Source organism: Acinetobacter sp. ANC 3882 (assembly GCF_022549545.1).
Taxonomy (GTDB): Bacteria; Pseudomonadota; Gammaproteobacteria; order Pseudomonadales; family Moraxellaceae; genus Acinetobacter.
Window position 1 is genome coordinate 52,633 of the sequence record NZ_JAKZGB010000010.1, and the last position, 16,283, is coordinate 68,915.

The 16,283-nt window shown below is 40.6% G+C and carries 12 protein-coding genes; 10 read left to right on the forward strand and 2 right to left on the reverse strand.

The window, feature by feature from the left end; translation table 11 throughout:
* Positions 1-257: 257 nt before the first annotated feature.
* The 8 genes from MMO42_RS15805 (at position 258) to MMO42_RS15840 (ending at position 6,692) form a co-directional block, all read left to right on the forward strand.
* Positions 258-1,274 (forward strand): triacylglycerol lipase, encoded by a 1,017-nt coding sequence (locus MMO42_RS15805; RefSeq protein ID WP_005294867.1) that lies wholly within the window; start codon positions 258-260, stop codon positions 1,272-1,274.
* A gap of 80 nt (positions 1,275-1,354) precedes the next feature.
* Positions 1,355-2,386, forward strand: coding sequence for a lipase secretion chaperone (locus MMO42_RS15810; RefSeq protein WP_241321254.1), 1,032 nt, complete (start codon positions 1,355-1,357; stop codon positions 2,384-2,386).
* A 197-nt stretch (positions 2,387-2,583) separates the two neighbouring features.
* Positions 2,584-3,357: a HesA/MoeB/ThiF family protein gene (locus MMO42_RS15815; protein ID WP_241321285.1), complete on the forward strand. Its 774-nt coding sequence runs from the start codon at positions 2,584-2,586 to the stop codon at positions 3,355-3,357.
* A gap of 56 nt (positions 3,358-3,413) precedes the next feature.
* Positions 3,414-4,712, forward strand: a complete 1,299-nt coding sequence (locus tag MMO42_RS15820) for an AarF/UbiB family protein (RefSeq protein ID WP_241321255.1) — start codon at positions 3,414-3,416, stop codon at positions 4,710-4,712.
* 26 nt (positions 4,713-4,738) lie between these two features.
* Entirely contained in the window at positions 4,739-5,119 is a 381-nt protein-coding gene (gene folB, locus MMO42_RS15825; protein ID WP_005294856.1) for a dihydroneopterin aldolase, read from the forward strand.
* Positions 5,076-5,507 (forward strand): 2-amino-4-hydroxy-6-hydroxymethyldihydropteridine diphosphokinase, encoded by a 432-nt coding sequence (locus MMO42_RS15830; protein ID WP_241321256.1) that lies wholly within the window; start codon positions 5,076-5,078, stop codon positions 5,505-5,507. The genes folB and MMO42_RS15830 overlap by 44 nt, the downstream gene beginning before the upstream one ends.
* 42 nt (positions 5,508-5,549) lie before the next feature.
* Complete coding sequence (locus MMO42_RS15835) at positions 5,550-6,101, forward strand: DUF2799 domain-containing protein (protein WP_241321257.1); 552 nt, start codon at positions 5,550-5,552, stop codon at positions 6,099-6,101.
* 132 nt (positions 6,102-6,233) lie between these two features.
* A complete protein-coding gene (locus MMO42_RS15840) occupies positions 6,234-6,692 on the forward strand; it encodes a hypothetical protein (RefSeq protein ID WP_241321258.1) in 459 nt (152 codons plus the stop codon).
* 60 nt (positions 6,693-6,752) lie between these two features.
* Here MMO42_RS15840 and coq7 read toward each other — a convergent pair whose 3' ends face one another.
* Positions 6,753-7,388 (reverse strand): 2-polyprenyl-3-methyl-6-methoxy-1,4-benzoquinone monooxygenase, encoded by a 636-nt coding sequence (coq7, locus tag MMO42_RS15845; RefSeq protein WP_241321259.1) that lies wholly within the window; start codon positions 7,386-7,388, stop codon positions 6,753-6,755.
* Between the two features lie 3 nt (positions 7,389-7,391).
* Entirely contained in the window at positions 7,392-8,711 is a 1,320-nt protein-coding gene (locus MMO42_RS15850; protein ID WP_241321260.1) for an MFS transporter, read from the reverse strand.
* A gap of 162 nt (positions 8,712-8,873) precedes the next feature.
* Between MMO42_RS15850 and MMO42_RS15855 the strand changes: the two genes are divergently transcribed.
* A complete protein-coding gene (locus MMO42_RS15855) occupies positions 8,874-11,585 on the forward strand; it encodes a BamA/TamA family outer membrane protein (protein ID WP_241321261.1) in 2,712 nt (903 codons plus the stop codon).
* A 52-nt stretch (positions 11,586-11,637) separates the two neighbouring features.
* Positions 11,638-16,146 carry a translocation/assembly module TamB domain-containing protein gene (locus tag MMO42_RS15860; RefSeq protein WP_241321262.1) on the forward strand — a complete coding sequence of 1,503 codons (4,509 nt, stop codon included), beginning with the start codon at positions 11,638-11,640 and terminating at the stop codon, positions 16,144-16,146.
* The last annotated feature ends 137 nt before the right edge of the window (positions 16,147-16,283 follow it).

Below are 16,283 nucleotides of genomic sequence, written 5' to 3' on the forward strand. Positions count from 1 at the left end.
AAAGCTGAACCAATTCATTCCGAAATTAAAGCAGTGAGAAGGATTTGAAAATGTGCATTCATCGGAATTTTTTGAATCAATCGTAATTTTGGCATGTATTGTTATGATTTTGGCACAGTTTGTTTTAGTCTAAAAATCACGCAATATTTCGAAGGAGTATAATTCTGCCAGTCGTTTGTATATTTGGAATGACTCCATATACAAATATAAAAGACTAAATCATTGTAATAAAAATGAAAAATGCTAGGAGCAACAACGTGAAGAAAAAATATTTAAATGTCATGGCGCTGATGGCAGGCATGGTGGTGAGTAGCGGATCTGTGGTACATGCAGGTTTGTTTGATTTTTTTGCACCCAAAGCATCATGGCAAAACTGTAATGTGAACTCTTGTTCAGTCGGCGGTAGCACCAGCGTTACATCAAGCTATGCAAAAACCAAGTATCCAATTCTTTTAGCGCATGGGATGGCAGGTTTCTCTGCTGTTGGTCCTTTGCAATACTGGAATGGTATTACGGAAGATTTGGTGGGTAATGGTGCAAATGTCTTTGTCGCACAGCAAGCTTCGTTTAATTCATCAGAAGTACGTGGCGAACAATTATTGCTGCAAGCGAAACAAGTTTTAGCAATTACAGGTGCAGAAAAAATCAATTTAATTGGCCATAGTCATGGCTCTCAATCGGTTCGTTATGTTGCAAGTTTGTTGCCGAATAAAATTGCATCGGTTACAGCAGTCGGTGGTCCAACCAAAGGTTCAGATGTGGCAGACGTGGTTGACTCAGTGGTGAAATCACCTGTTGGCCCAGCACTTGCACCTATTATTGCAGCGGGTGTAAATGCGTTCTTCTCACTCGTGGGTATTGGTTCTGGACACTATTATGATCAAGATGCAATTGCGGGTTTAAACTCACTCACCACCAAAGGGTCTGCCAATTTTAACCAACGTTTTCCAGCTGGTGTACCAACGACGGCTTGTGGTTCAGGAGCAGAGCTGGTGAATGGAGTTCGCTACTATTCATGGAGTGGAACTAGCCCATTTACCAATGCTTTAGATCCGATGGATTATGCATTAACAGCAACATCACTGCTGATTTCTGGGGAAAATGATGGCTTAGTGCCACGTTGTTCGAGCCACTTGGGAACAGTGATTCGTGACAATTATGCATTTAACCATCTGGATGAGGTGAATCAAATTCTTGGTTTGGTTGGATTCTTACAGAACCCAGTGACACCGTATCGTACTCAAGCAAATCGTCTAAAAAATCAAGGTCTATAATTCTTTTGCTGAAGGGGCAATACGTTGCTCCTTTGGCTTTTAACGGTTCAAACAAAGAATGATAAATAGAGCAAGGGATTATGAACGGTAAATTTTTGAATAATAAAACCATCAGTTTAATTTTAATCGTGTGTTTATTGCTCTTGTTGGCTTTAATCTATTGGATATTTAAACCAGATGCTCAAAATACAGAGCATCCGCTCAATCAACAGACGCAATCTCAGATTATGGGCAACACATCAGAGGCCAGTCAGCAGAATAATCAGAAAGGGAAAATGCCTGTATTGGCTGCTTCATTACAAGGTACAGAGATTGACTGCCCAATTCAGGTCGATTCCAATGGCAAATTAATTTTAACGGTTGGTATTCGAAGTTGTTTTGATTATTTCTTTTCCAGTTTGGGTGAAAAAACTGAAACTGAATTGGTTGCTGATATTCGCCAGTACCTCACCGCGACTTTACCTGACACCGCATCTCGTTATGCGATTTATCTACTAGATCAATATGTGGCTTATACCCATGCTTTAAAAAATATTAAACCGAGTGGTAATTTCAAAACAGGTGATATTGACGGTTTTCAGAAAGTGATTGATCAAATGTATAAAGTACAACAGCAGTTTTTTAATGCAGCAGAGATCAATGCTTTATTTGGCAATGAACGTAACCTGAACCAGTTTAATATTGATCAAATGCGTATTCATGCCAATAAAACTTTGACTGCGCAGCAAAAGGCAGCTGAATTGGCGAAATTAATAGATCAATTGCCTTCGACCTTGGCAGATGGTGTCCGAGTATCGATGCAATTTGCCGAATTGCAGCAGTTAACGCAAGAGGTGCGAGAAAAGGGTGGTTCTGCTCAAGAGCTACGGAATATGCGTGAAAGTTTATTAGGACCTGAAGCAGCAGATCGTTTAGAAAAAGTTGATCAAGAAGAAGCTGGATGGCAAACACAGGTCAATGGTTACTTAGCCGCACGTGATCAGATCTTAAAAAGTGAGGCGAGTAATGAAAGTAAACAGCAGTCAATCAATCAGCTACGCAATCAGTCTTTTGGCAGCAAAGAAGATTTATTAAGAGCACAGTCGTATGAAATGATACATGATCGGAAGTAGAGAAATCGTGTGATCAGTCAGGCCTGTCGTAAAGTCTTTACGACAGGTCGTAAGTCATTAAAGAAATTATAAGATAAGGTATTGATTGAAAGGAGAAGGTTGTTAAAACAAAGGCGATTATAGTGGAATTTCTCTTTCCTCCAATCCCACATCGACTTAAAATCAGCAATACCCTTGAAGATAAAGAAGCAATTCACGTGTCAGACCATTTTGAAAACGAATTTGAGCTAAGTAATGAGGAAATGCATCTCTATAGTCGTCAGATTTTATTAGATGGTTGGGATATCGAAGCACAAGAAAAATTAAAACTCGCCAATGTACTGATTATTGGAGCAGGTGGAATAGGCTGTACCAGTGCAGAACTACTGGCTCGTGCTGGCGTGGGTAAAATTACCATTGTTGATGCCGATACCATTGAAATAAGCAACCTGCAAAGACAGATTGCTTTTACTGCAAATGATCTTGGGCGCTATAAAGCTGAAATATTGGCGAAACGTTTGCGAGAGATTAATCCGCATATACAAGTCAGCTATCAAAATATACGATTTGATGAAACGAATGCTGATGACTTAATACAGCATCAAGATGTAGTGTTGGATGGTTGTGATAACTTTAGCACCCGTTATTTAGTCAATGCTGTATCTAGAAAGCATCAAGTGCCACTCATCAGTGCTTCAGCGATTGGTTTTGAAGGGCAGATGTTTATGGTGGATGCAGACTCAGCTTGTTATGAATGCTTGTTTCCGAAAGAAGATCATGCCAATGAAGGGCTGCGTTGTGCGGAGTCAGGCGTATTGGCGACCACGCCTGTAATGATGGCGTCATTACAAGCACATCACACATTACTGTTTTTAGGGCTTGGTTTGACGCCACTCAAGCAAAAACTACTGCTTTGGAATGGCTTAAATTTATCGCAACGTATTCTTAAATTTGAAAAAGATGTAAATTGTCCGATTTGTCAGGCAACTTGATCGGTAAATTGAGCAAAATTTGCTAAACTAATGCCATCTGTGAGGCAAGAAAGATTATGAAAAGAAATATTTTATTCGATGGATTACGTTCTGTTGCACGTATTGGCGAAACAGTGGTGGTTGCAGCACAAGCAGGTGTGAAATATGCAACTGAAAAACCAAGCAATGCCAAGCTTATGCGTGAGACATTTGAGTCGCTTGGTTCGACTTATATCAAATTGGGGCAATTCATTGCGAGTACGCCGTCTTTATTCCCTCGTGAATATGTTCAAGAATTCCAAGGCTGTTTAGATCAAACTCCTAGCTTACCATTTAGCTATATTCAACAAGTTTTGGCTGATGAATTTGAAGGTAAAAATCTCAATGACATTTTTAGCTTTATTGATGAAAAGCCATTAGGTTCTGCTTCAATCGCCCAAGTCCATGCTGCAAGATTGGTGACTGGCGAAGATGTCGTATTGAAGGTACAAAAACCAGGCGTTGAAACCATTTTATATACCGACTTAAATGTGGTGCATTGGGCAACCAAGCTTTTAGAAAAAGCAGTACCGAAAATCAAATTTGCATCTTTGTCTGATATTGTGGACGAGATCAAAACACGTATGGTGCGTGAAGTTGATTTCATTGAAGAAGCACAGAATCTTGATGACTTTATTCAATATCTGAATATTTCAGGAAATCAAGCGGCAACTGCACCGAAGGTGTATCACCAGTTTTCGACCCGTCGCGTCCTGACCATGCAGCGTTTGTATGGGGTGTCATTGACTGACTTTGATGTGGTTAAACAATATGCCAAAGACCCAACACAAGTATTGATTACGGCCATGAATACTTGGTTTGGTAGTTTAATGTTGTGTAAGAGTTTCCATGCAGATTTACATGCGGGCAATCTGATGTTGCTGGAAGATGGTCGTATTGGCTTTATTGATTTTGGTATCGTTGGTCAGTTAAAACCTGAGGTTTGGACTGCGTGTATGGCATTTATGGATGCATTACAGCACACCAATTATATCGCGATGGCTGAGAACATGCTGAAAATGGGGATGACCCATCAGAAAATTGATACTCAGGTTTTGGCTGATGATTTAGAGCGTTTGTTTAGTGGTGTGTTACTGGCAGATCCGCAAGAAATTCTGAGCTCGAATCCAGCAGATTTGAATGACATCATGATGGATATGGTGGCTGTAGGTGAGCGTCATGGGATCAAATTCCCACGTGACTTCGCGTTATTATTCAAGCAAATGTTATATTTTGATCGTTTCATGCGTGTTCTTGCGCCATATACCGATATTTATGCTGACCAACGTTTAAAAATGGTTCACAATATTGAACCTGCTTCGTTTTTAAAGCATTAATTTATTTATCGGTTCATTAGGTCATTATGGATGCCATTATTATTGAAGGGCTAAAGGTTGATACTGTGGTTGGTTGTTTCAACTGGGAACGCCAAATTATTCAACCTTTAATGCTAGATCTCACCATTCATAATGACCTTTCTCAAGCGGCTGGCTCAGATGAGCTGGCAGATACGCTTAATTATGCACAAATCTGCGAGCTGGCAGCTCAAGTCATTCAAGCAGCAAAACCAAAATTGATTGAGCATGCAGCTCAGTTGGTTTTAGAGTGCCTATTTACGACATTTCCTTCAGTAGAATCGATCAGTATTACAATCCGCAAACCCGCCATCATTGCACAAGCCAATGCAGTAGGAATTCGCCTTGAACGCAACAGAAACAATTTTTGCGCTCGCACTGGCGAGTAATGTCCAGCAGCAACAAAATTTCACTTTCGCTTATCAACAAATTGCAAGTTTGGGCGCAGTGGAATTTTCTCCAATTTATGAAATTCCTTGTCGAGATGGAATCGGTGCAGACTACTGGAATTCGGCTTGCTTATTAAAAAGCCGACTTAGTGTTGATGAAGTATCAGATATCCTCAAAAAATTAGAAGCACAATCTGGTCGTGTTCGTCCTTCGCATCATATCAGTTTGGATATAGATGTGATTGCTTGGGGAGCAACTTTGGCGCATATGCAATTTAATCCAAAAAAGTTACCATTGGCCTTGGATGTTAAAATTCCGTTATACGATTTATGGCAGCACACAGATTTAGTACACCAAAGTACGCACTATCCTGTCATTACAATGTAATTCTTTAATCGCGTAACACGATAATAATAGGAAGAATTTTTCATGAAAATGATTTTACTTTTATCAACTTTAACGGTTTTACTTTCGGGCTGCGCGGCCATGAGTGTCGAGCAATGTAAAACTGCAAATTGGTTCAACGTGGGCGAGAAAGATGGTTCTGCTGGATATGATTCACGTTTAGATAAGTACTATTCCTCATGTCAAAAAGCCAACATCGTGCCAAATCAAAAGCTGTACGAACAAGGCTATCAAAAAGGTTTGGGCTATTATTGTCGCCCTGAAACTATTTTTAATGAAGCCTTGGAAGGACGTGGGGATTTCCGTGTTTGCCCCATTGAAAAGCGTGAATCTTTAAGTAACTATTATCAAGTTGCCAATGACTATTACCAAGCGGATTCAGAGTTTAATCGTTCGCAAACTGATATGAATCATTATTTAAAAGAATTAGAGCGCAAAGATCTGTCGATTAAAGATCGTGATGACTATAAAAAGCGTCTATACGATTTGCGCATTAATAGTAGTCGAGTGCAGTCTCATTATCAGGATGCAGTACGAAACTTAGAGCGTTTTAAAGCAGAACATGGCCTGAATTAATTTTTAAAAATCCCTAGATGCCAAAAACTTATGATCTCGATCATGGGTTTTTTTATTAAAACATTTGAATTACATACTCAAACATAGCGGGATGTTTAAATACTTCATCAAGGAAGCGTGAAGGAAGGATTAATGCAGACCAAATTACTTATTATTTTAGGTTTTATTGCTTATGGCAGCATGAATACGGCTTATGCTATTGACGCCAAATATAGACAACAATTAGAACAATCAGGCTGTACACAAGTCAGTGAAATGCAAGGCTGTGATATCAATAAGACTAAACAGGAAAATAGCAATGCAGGTTTAGTTGAGCAAGAGATTGAAACACCCAGTCCAACTGCATCGACACCAGCGCCTCAATGGATTGCAGAGAGGTCTGACGGAAGTCCACTTGCATTGATCAAGATTGATCAACAGCAGCGGGTTTGGGTGAATGACACGCGTGTTATTGCAGTAAAGAAGAATGATCAGCTAAGTTTTAGACAGGGTAAAATCGATTACACTATTTTTACAGATTTAGACAAGCAGTCGCAGAGTTTTTGGAGCGATCGTTATTCAACAGATAAAGGCAAAATCATTTTTCGTTAAATCACATCATCCGCTTCAAAAAGAAAAGGGAATTACTTTGCTGCAATTCCCTTGTGTGGCTTAGAGATAATAGCTGGTCTTGGTCATTAATTTTGATATGGCCGTCATGGTGATACGTACAGGCGCTGGTAAATCAACGCCTCCTGCTTCTAGGGCTGTATCGCGATGATGTAATTCATCTTCATTCATTTGTACCAAAATTTTACGTGAGCGGTCATCATGTGCAGGAAGTTGCTGAATATGCTCTTGTAAGTGTTGGCTGACTTGGCGTTCAGTTTCAGCCACAAAGCCTAAACTGTATTTGTCACCTGCAATACCTGCAATTGCGCCCATGCCATACGATAAACCGTACCAAATTGGGTTTAATACACTGGTATGGCTGTCTAATTCTTTTAAGCGATCTTCACACCAAGCCAAATGGTCTTGTTCTTCGATCGCAGCTTGTTGCATTTCTTCACGTACATGTGGCAGTTTTGCAGTCAATGCCTGACCATGATAGAGCGCTTGAGCGCAGACTTCACCGCTATGATTCACGCGCATCAAGCCCGCAACATGACGAGCATCACTCACGCAGAGTTGTGACGGTTCATCATTGGCGGGGTTGCTGCGTTGTGCACTGGTTGCACCTGGCACCAAACTACGTAAGGCTTGATCAAAAGAATGAATAACTTTATCGAGACCTGTGTAATGACGCATATATCAATCCTCTAAAGTATTGGGTGCATTTTCTAATAAAGGTTTTAGGCGTTTTAATAGCCAAAATGAAAAAATTGCACTTAAAACAGCGGTAATCGTAAATAAGATTTTAATATCAATTTTCAAAATGCTTAAGATTAAAATTGAGAAAATTGCGGAAGAGACCATAAAGACAGCATTTAAAATGTTATTTGCAGCAACTACACGTGCACGATGTGAACGTGGCGAATAAGCTTGCATCATGGCATAGAGTGGCACGATATAAAAACCACCACTAATCCCCAGTAAAGTCACCGCAAGCATGACATGGTAATAGACTGCACCGAGCGTAAACATATCTTTTAAGCTGAGTAATTCACCCGTGCGCTCAGGTACAAAGGCCAGACTTGCTGCCAAATATAGGGCAAAAACAGTTAAGCCAATTGCGCCATATGGCACCATTTTGATATTGATGTCTGAACCGCCAATTCGTCGGCAAAGCAAAGAACCGACACCAATCCCAACCGAAAAGAAGGTGAGTAGGAGACTCACCACATTTTCAGAAGCATGTAAATTTTGCTGGGTCAGTTGTGGAATTTGGGTTAAATAGGTTGCACCATAGAACCAATACCAAGAGTTACCCAACAAAATGACGAACACGATTGGAATACTTTTCGCGTATTTAATGGTTTGATGACTGGTACGCAGGAAGTTCCAATCAATCTTTAAGTCAGGTGCTGCAACTTTCTGAGGAAGGATAAAACGACTGCATAAATAGCCTAAGCATGCAATAGTGACAACAGTCACACTAATCCAAATTAGGTTACCTTCTGAAGTGGCAATAACTGCACCACCCAAAATCATCCCCAATAAAATTGCAATCGATGTTCCAGACTGGAATAAAGCATTACCTGACATGAGTTCTTGTGGCTTGAGGATCTCAGGTAAAATGGCGTATTTGATTGGACCAAAACAGGTCGAATGGGTACCCATTAAAAATAAGGCGAACAGCAGTAACCACAAATTTCCAAGTAGAAAGCCTGCAGTACCAATCAACATGATCACGATTTCTAATATTTTAATGAAGCGAATCAGCTGAGAACGTTCGTACTTGTCTGCAATTTGACCTGCAGTTGCAGAAAAGAAGAAGTAAGGCAAAATAAACAATAATGCAGCTAAATTATTTAACGTGCTGACTGGCGCAGTTTGTTGTTGAATCCACCCATAAGTAATAACCAAAAGCAGCGCTTGCTTATAAACATTATCATTAAGTGCGCCAAAGAACTGAGTGAAAAACATCGGGGCGAACCGACGTGATGTCATTAAGTGCTCGTCTTGTTTCATCGTGTGTTCACTTCATTGTGATTTATAAAAAAATGTGACGAACTGTAAAAATGTGATGAAATGCATGTATGATAGCTCTGTCTGATTGGATGAAAAATCAAAGATTTGAAGTTATTTCACCCATCAAAAACGATAAATTAAAAAACAAATTTAGAGTTTTACATGCCATCTAAAACGAAGTTTAAACAGTCGACACTGGTTCATTCTATGCATTTAATTTTTAAAATGCAGGGTTTTCCTAAACTTATTTGTAGTGGTTTTTTAATTAGTTCTTGCATATCAGTTGCTTATGCTCAGGAACAAAATCCAATCGTGCCTGAAAATCAAGCAATTGAACAGGCTGAACAGCCTACCGAACTCGCTGTTGCTGCTGCGCCAACTCAGCAAGTGCAGAATACTGCTGTTGATGGGATATTGCCAGGACAGGACAGTTTGGCTGCGTTAAAAGAGCAAGAACAATCAACGCATCAGATTAATGAATTAAAACCAATTCAGCTTGACGATAATTTAGAAAATTTGCCAGTGATTCCAGTGGATCAAAGTATGGCAAATGAAATCTTCCGTGTGGCTGAAGATGCAAAAAATGAAGCACAGGCTTATCGTGAAAACACGGCAAGGAATCCTGAACCAATCATTACTGATGCGTCACAGACAGAGTTGACTGAAATTAAGCAGGCACCGCTGAATATTGACCAGTTGATGGGTGAGATCCAAGCAGACAGTAAAATCGTGGTTGAGGCCAATGAAGCTGGTAAAACATTAGCCGATTTGCAGCCTAAGTCTGATCAACCGCAGGAAAAGGTTGGATTCTTTAAGCGAATGGTAAATCGTTTGCGTCCAGGAAACTTACTAGCTACAGATAAAATTCCGCGCATTACTGCGGATGTAAGCGGTGCACCACCTATCCTTGCATTAAATATCAAGGCTAAGCTATCAAGTTTCACTCAAGAATCGTTTGAAGAATTTAATGTCGCTTTACCTCAACTTCGTGCATTGACCAATCAGGCCGCACAGGCAGTTGGTTATTACAATGCAACCTATACCTTTGTAAAAGAGAGTGAAAGTAAGGTTAAGGTCATTGTGGTTCCAAATGAACCTGTCAAAATCAAAGAACAAAATATTGAATTTACAGGTGCAGGTGCAAATACACCACAATTTCAAGTGATTCGCTTAATTCCAGAACAAGATGAAGGCGATATTTTTAATCATGGTTTATATGAAGCGACCAAAACTAAAATCACCACGGTTGCCTCTGACAATGGTTATTTTGATGCTTTTTGGCGTTTGCATGATGTCAAAATTAGCCAGCCTGAAAAAACAGCTGAGATTAATTTAAATTATGAAACAGGCGAGCGTTATAAGTTAAAGCAAGTTGAGTATCGGATGAGTGATCCGAGTAAGCCGTTGCCACTCACTCAGAAAGTTTTAGATAGCTTGGCTCCGTGGAAAGAAGGCGATGATTATGCCTTCTGGCGTGTCAATGTTTTGGCGAATAACTTAACCAACTCGCGTTATTTTAACTACACCTTGGTTGATACGATTAAACCAGATGCGATTCAGCCACCTTTGGATTTGCCACCCGATTTGCAGGCTTTGGTCGATCAGCAACGTGTGCAAGAATCACAATTGATGAGTAGTCAACAACAAGCAGATCTTGCGCGCGCAAAAATTACCTCTGCTCAAGAGGTCACGCAGGACGTGGTGGATGAGTCACAATTCTCGGGCGCTGAGCCTGCACAGCCAGCTTTGGCGCGTTCAATGCCGATGCCTCCCGCACATGACGATGATGATGAAGAACGTCAAAAACTGGAAGAACAAGCACGTACAGAACGAAAAATTCCTGTAGTGGTGACACTCAATGCAGATCGTCTGAATAGTTTAGAGACAGGTATTGGTTATGGAACGGATACTGGAGCACGTATTCGTACCCAGTATCGTCGTGCGATTGTGAATAAATATGGTCATTCTTTCGATGCCAACGTTGAGGTTTCGGAAATTCGTCAATCGATCGATGGCCGCTATAGTATTCCTTATAAACATCCATTAAATGACTACTTTAACCTTGTGGGTGGTTATGAACGTGAAACACGTGATGACATTGGTCCTGATGTTAACTTATTGGTTGAGTCAGCGGTCATCGGTGGTGAGCGTGTCATTAAAAACCCACTCGGTGATTGGCAGCATACTTTTGGTTTGCGCTATCGTTTAGATCGTTTAACCAAAAAAGGTGATGTTGATATCGATGAACTTCCAGATGCCTTTAAGGTCTCTGGAATTGACTCTGAGCAGGAATCATTACTGTTGGGTTATGAAGCATCGAAGACCAATGCTAATACCCGCTTGAACCCAACCCGAGGTTTTAAACAGACTTATAAAGTTGAATTGGGTACTGAGTCTTTACTCTCAGATGCCAATATGGCGATTGTCAGTGCAGGTTGGCGTTTCATTTATTCATTGGGTGAAAACGATAACCATCAATTTGTTGGTCGTGGTGATGCAAGCTATATCTTTACCGATGACTTTAATAAAGTACCTTATAACTTACGCTTCTTTACCGGTGGTGATCAGTCTTTACGTGGATTCGACTATAAAAGTTTATCACCTGAGGAAAATGGCTATAAATTAGGTGGTCAAGCTTTAGGGGTTGGCTCATTAGAATATAACTATCAATTTAAAGATGGCTGGCGTGCTGCTGTGTTTTCGGACTTCGGTAATGCCTATGACAAACAATTTAGTAACCCAACAGAATATAGCGTGGGGGTTGGTATCCGCTGGAGATCACCAATTGGACCAATTCGATTAGATATCGCATCAGGTATCTCTAATGACAACAATCCAATTCGCTTGCATTTCTTTATTGGTCCACAGCTTTAAAAACTTTATTGAGCCCTTTACATTATAAGGGCAAAACTATCTCGGGTTGATTATGACGGAAGTAGAAGAACAGCAACTTACCCCTCCAACTGGACCAAGACAGCAGCGGCGTATCCTACGGAATACTCTGTTGATCGTGCTGATCATTATTTTATTATTGGTTAGTTCTCTCGCTGTGATGATGTCAACTGACAAGGGTAGCCGTTTTCTATTAGATCGTGTACTTCAAAGCCAAAAAACCATTAAATATGAATATGAAAGTGGTAATCTGATCTCAGGCATTATCCTCAAAAATGTTTTGGTGAGATTAACTGGGGTTGATGTTTCTTTAGACCGTGCCGACGTGTCACTGGGTTGGAGAGCGATCCTTAAAAAAGAAGTGCATCTGAGCCATGCCGATGTACGTAATCTAAAAATTATTGATAAGAAACCACCTTCTGGCAAGCCGTTTGGTTTTGACCCGATCAAATTGCCTTTTGTACTGCGTGTGGATGAAGCAAGTCTAGATTATCTACAACTTCAAACCACAACATCAAAAGTCGATTTTAGTGATATTTATCTGAAAGATGCGCTGTGGTCAGAAACCAAATTAAAGTTTGAAGACTCTCGTATGAAGATGGAATTTCTATCGGTGCAAAATGCAACGGGAGAGATGGACTTCAATGGTAAATATCCCTTAAATGCCAATGCAGACCTAATCATTCCATCATTAAAAAGTTTAGACATTGAGACAATTAAAGTTGCAGCGAGAGGTAGTCTAGATACCTTGAGAGTCGGTGTGGCAACACGGACGCCAGACTTGCTGACAGGCTGGGCAGTTGTTCATCCAGTACGTGAACACGTACCAATGAATGGTGAGCTATATTTAAGAAACTATCATTTACCGTTATTAAAAGAACAAAAACTTTTTGCTAAAGATGGTGTGGCAAAGTTCAGTGGCGATATTCAAAAACTGGTCTTGAGTTTAGATACTGATTTGAAAGGCGAACAAGTTCCAGAAGGTAAATATACGGCGCTGATGGATACCGATTTAACGCATCAATTGAATATTCGCGAATTGAATGGCCAATTGATGGGTGGAGCCGTGAGCCTGCTGGGTTTTGTAAATTGGCATGACCATGTGTCTTGGGATGTAAAAGGTCGTTTAGATCGTTTAGATCCAAAAGATAAGACGGTACCTCAAATCGCGCAAGATTTCTTACCACCAAACCTTGATGCCAATTTAAGCAGTACAGGCTCAATGGAAAAAGGTTTGGTGCTCAATGCTCAACTGGCATTTGATAAATATGAAACATGGGCTGTGAAGCTGAATCAAGCTGAAGAAAAAAATAATAAAGCACAACCGATGTTATTAGATGTCTCTTGGAAAGGCATTGACCGTGCCATGCCTTACATTGGGTGGTTAAGCAGTGAGGAAGGTCATACCAATCTGACTTTAAAAGAAGGTCAGCAAGATATTTATTTGACCACCACGATACGTCCGCATGAACAGGCACTGTTACCAACGGGTAAGTATGATGCGCGTTTGGATGTCAAAGGCAATCTCTTAAATGTCGAAAACTTCCGTTATGAAGCAGAAAAAGGCAGTTTGTCGGGGCAAGCCAAAGTTAAATTACCAACTGAAAAACAACAACTTTCATGGCAAGCACAGCTTAAAGCGCAGGATTTTAATCCGCAAACTGTAGCTGCTGCAGCACCTGTAAATTTATTGAACGGGGAAATCAAGGCCACTGGTTTTGCTAAGCCAAACCAACAAATTATTCAGCTCGAACAGATTGATTTATTAGGTCAATTGGCGCAAGCGAATCAAAAAGAAACCATTGCTTTAAAAGGCAAAAGTACTGCTGCGTTGATGTTTAATGACGAAAAAGCAGGTGGTGGATTTAAAAGTTTTGCGGTCAATTACGATGGCTCTTTAAATGCATTGAACCAAGGTAATGGCGTTTTAAAAATCAAGGTTGCAGGTACACCTGATTACATCAAGATCAATGAGTTAAATCATGATGGTGTTGCTGGGAAAATTTATGCAACGGGCGCTGTCAATCTCAAAGATAAATTGGGTTGGGATATTGATGCTTCGTTGGTGCGTTTTAAGCCACACTATTTTGTTTCGAGTGTAAAAGGTGAGGTTTCTGGTCGAGTTAAATCGCAAGGTGTTTGGTCAGATAAGCTGAAACGTATTGATATTCGTGAACTCAATGCAGCAGGCTTTATCAATAACAAGCCAATTCGTGGTCGTGGCAATCTCAGCTTGCTGCTGGACTCAAATCAAGAAGGGTTCTTACCACAACAATTTGAAGCTAATGACTTATTTTTTTCATACGCCCAGAATCAGCTTCAAGCAACAGGTAATGCGCAAAACTTACGTATTAAGCTTAATGCACCTGCATTGTATGAGCTTTATCCTGGTTTGCGAGGTCGTGCTTACGGAAGCCTAAATGTACAGTCACAACCACGCATAAAAGCAACCGCGAATATGATTGTTGATGGTTTTGCATTTAATGATCTAGTTAGCATCCGTTCATTGCGCGTACAGGGGGAATTACCTACCTCTGAAACTATGCCAACACAGTTAACTGCAACCTTGGATCAACTTCGTAATGGCAACCGTGAAATTGAACATGCCACGGTGAATTTGGCAGGTACACGTAAAGCACATGTATTAAAGGTGGAAAGTAAAAACCGTCAATCTAACTTTTATGTGCAACTTGCAGGTGGTTTTAATCCAAAAAATGATTGGTTAGGACAAATCCAAAAAGGCAACTTTAAATCTCGCAATATCAATTTGGTACAGAACCAAAATGCATCAATTATTTATTCGACTGCACAGACAGAGTTATATGTAGGCCAACATTGCTGGCAAAGTGCAAATAGCCAATTATGTTTGGATCAGCCTGCACGTATCAGCAAAGCAAAAGGTAGTTTCTCATTTATTACCAAAAACCTGGATTTGAAAGACTTTACTGCGTTTATGCCAGAAGGATTGGCTGTGACAGGTCAATTGAATGGCTATGCCAAAGCGTCATGGGCGCAAGGCAGCCATCCAAAACTGGATGCACGTTTAGTAACGCGCAAAGGTGAGATCGGCCTAGCTGCAGATGATCCACAAGATCCTGCTACGACGGTAACTTATGATGAATTAAGCCTTATCGCGAAGAGTATCAGTGAAGGTTTACTGTTCCGAGTGGATATGAAAACGCCTGATATTGGGACAGGCTATGCCAATGTCATCATCAATCCGTTCCAAGCCAATATACCGATGCGCGGCGAAGTGGCCTTTGATGATGTACAGTTAAAAGTCTTTAAGCCATTTATTAAAGATGTACGTTCTATGTCGGGTACGCTTGCACTGGCAGGTAAAATGAATGGTACTTTGACGCAACCTGAGTTCGTGGGTGAGATGCGCTTGAAAAATGGTGCAATTTCAATGATCTCATTGCCTGTCAACCTCAGTAATATTCAGCTCTATTCTTCTATACGCCAACAGTCTGCGAGTCTTGATGGTGCTTTCAATAGTGGACAAGGTGTTGGCCGTTTAAAAGGTAATTTTGACTGGAAGAATGATCCACATTTAAATCTGACTTTAAAAGGTGACAACTTATTGGTTCGTCAAGCACCAATGATCACAGCGATTGTGGAACCTGACCTAACACTCGATGTCTATCCGTTTAATCAACGTTTAAGCTTAAAAGGTTCGATTGATGTGCCTCGGGCCCGTATTTCGATGCCAGAAAGTTCTGCAACGGTTGTAAATTTATCGCCAGATGTTCGTGTGGTTCAACAAGGACAGGACTTGCTTGCAACACTTAAAGCAGCAAAACCTTGGGATATCCGTGCAGATATGACGGTAACCTTAGGCAATCAAGTCATCTTCCAAGGCTTTGAAAGTACCATTCCGCTGGTTGGACGTTTACACCTGTCACAACGTGGCTTAGAAACTGCAATGCGTGCCAATGGTGCAATTGGTGTCAGTCAAAAAGTGAAGATTGAAGCCTATGGTCAAAGTCTTGATCTGAACCGTGCCATTGCACGTTTTAATGGGCCGTTGGCAAACCCGACACTGGATATCGATGCCAATAAACCAGTTCAAGGCAGTATGGTCGGGGTACGTGTCACAGGGACAGCAACAGTACCGAATATTCAAATTTACAATGATGCGGGTTTATCTGAGCAAGAAGCGCTGAATGCTTTACTCACTGGACGTATCAATGAAGGTAGTAGTGGTTTAAGTAATACAGAAGGCTTTAAGTCAGATGTAAACAATACCATTGCTGCTGCGGGTATTAGTATGGGTCTAGGCGGTACACGTGCCTTAACCAATCAGATTGGTCGAACTTTTGGTTTGAGTGGTTTAGCACTCGACGCACAGGGTACGGGAGATGATACGCAAGTCAGCCTGACGGGTTATATCACACCAGATCTGTTTATCCGTTATGGTATCGGCGTATTTACACCAGTGAATAAATTGACCTTGCGTTATCAGATGAACCGTCGTTTATATCTTGAGGCGAGTCAGTCTTTAGAACGTGCAATTGACGTTTTCTACAACTGGCGATTCTAATCAAAAGAAAACAACAACCTGCTTTAAACACTTAAAGCAGGTTTTTTATTGCTGCTTATTCTTGAAAATAAAAAATGTGATAGAATTAATATAAATTGTTGAAAATAAAAGACTTTATGACATTTTTTGGAGGAAGT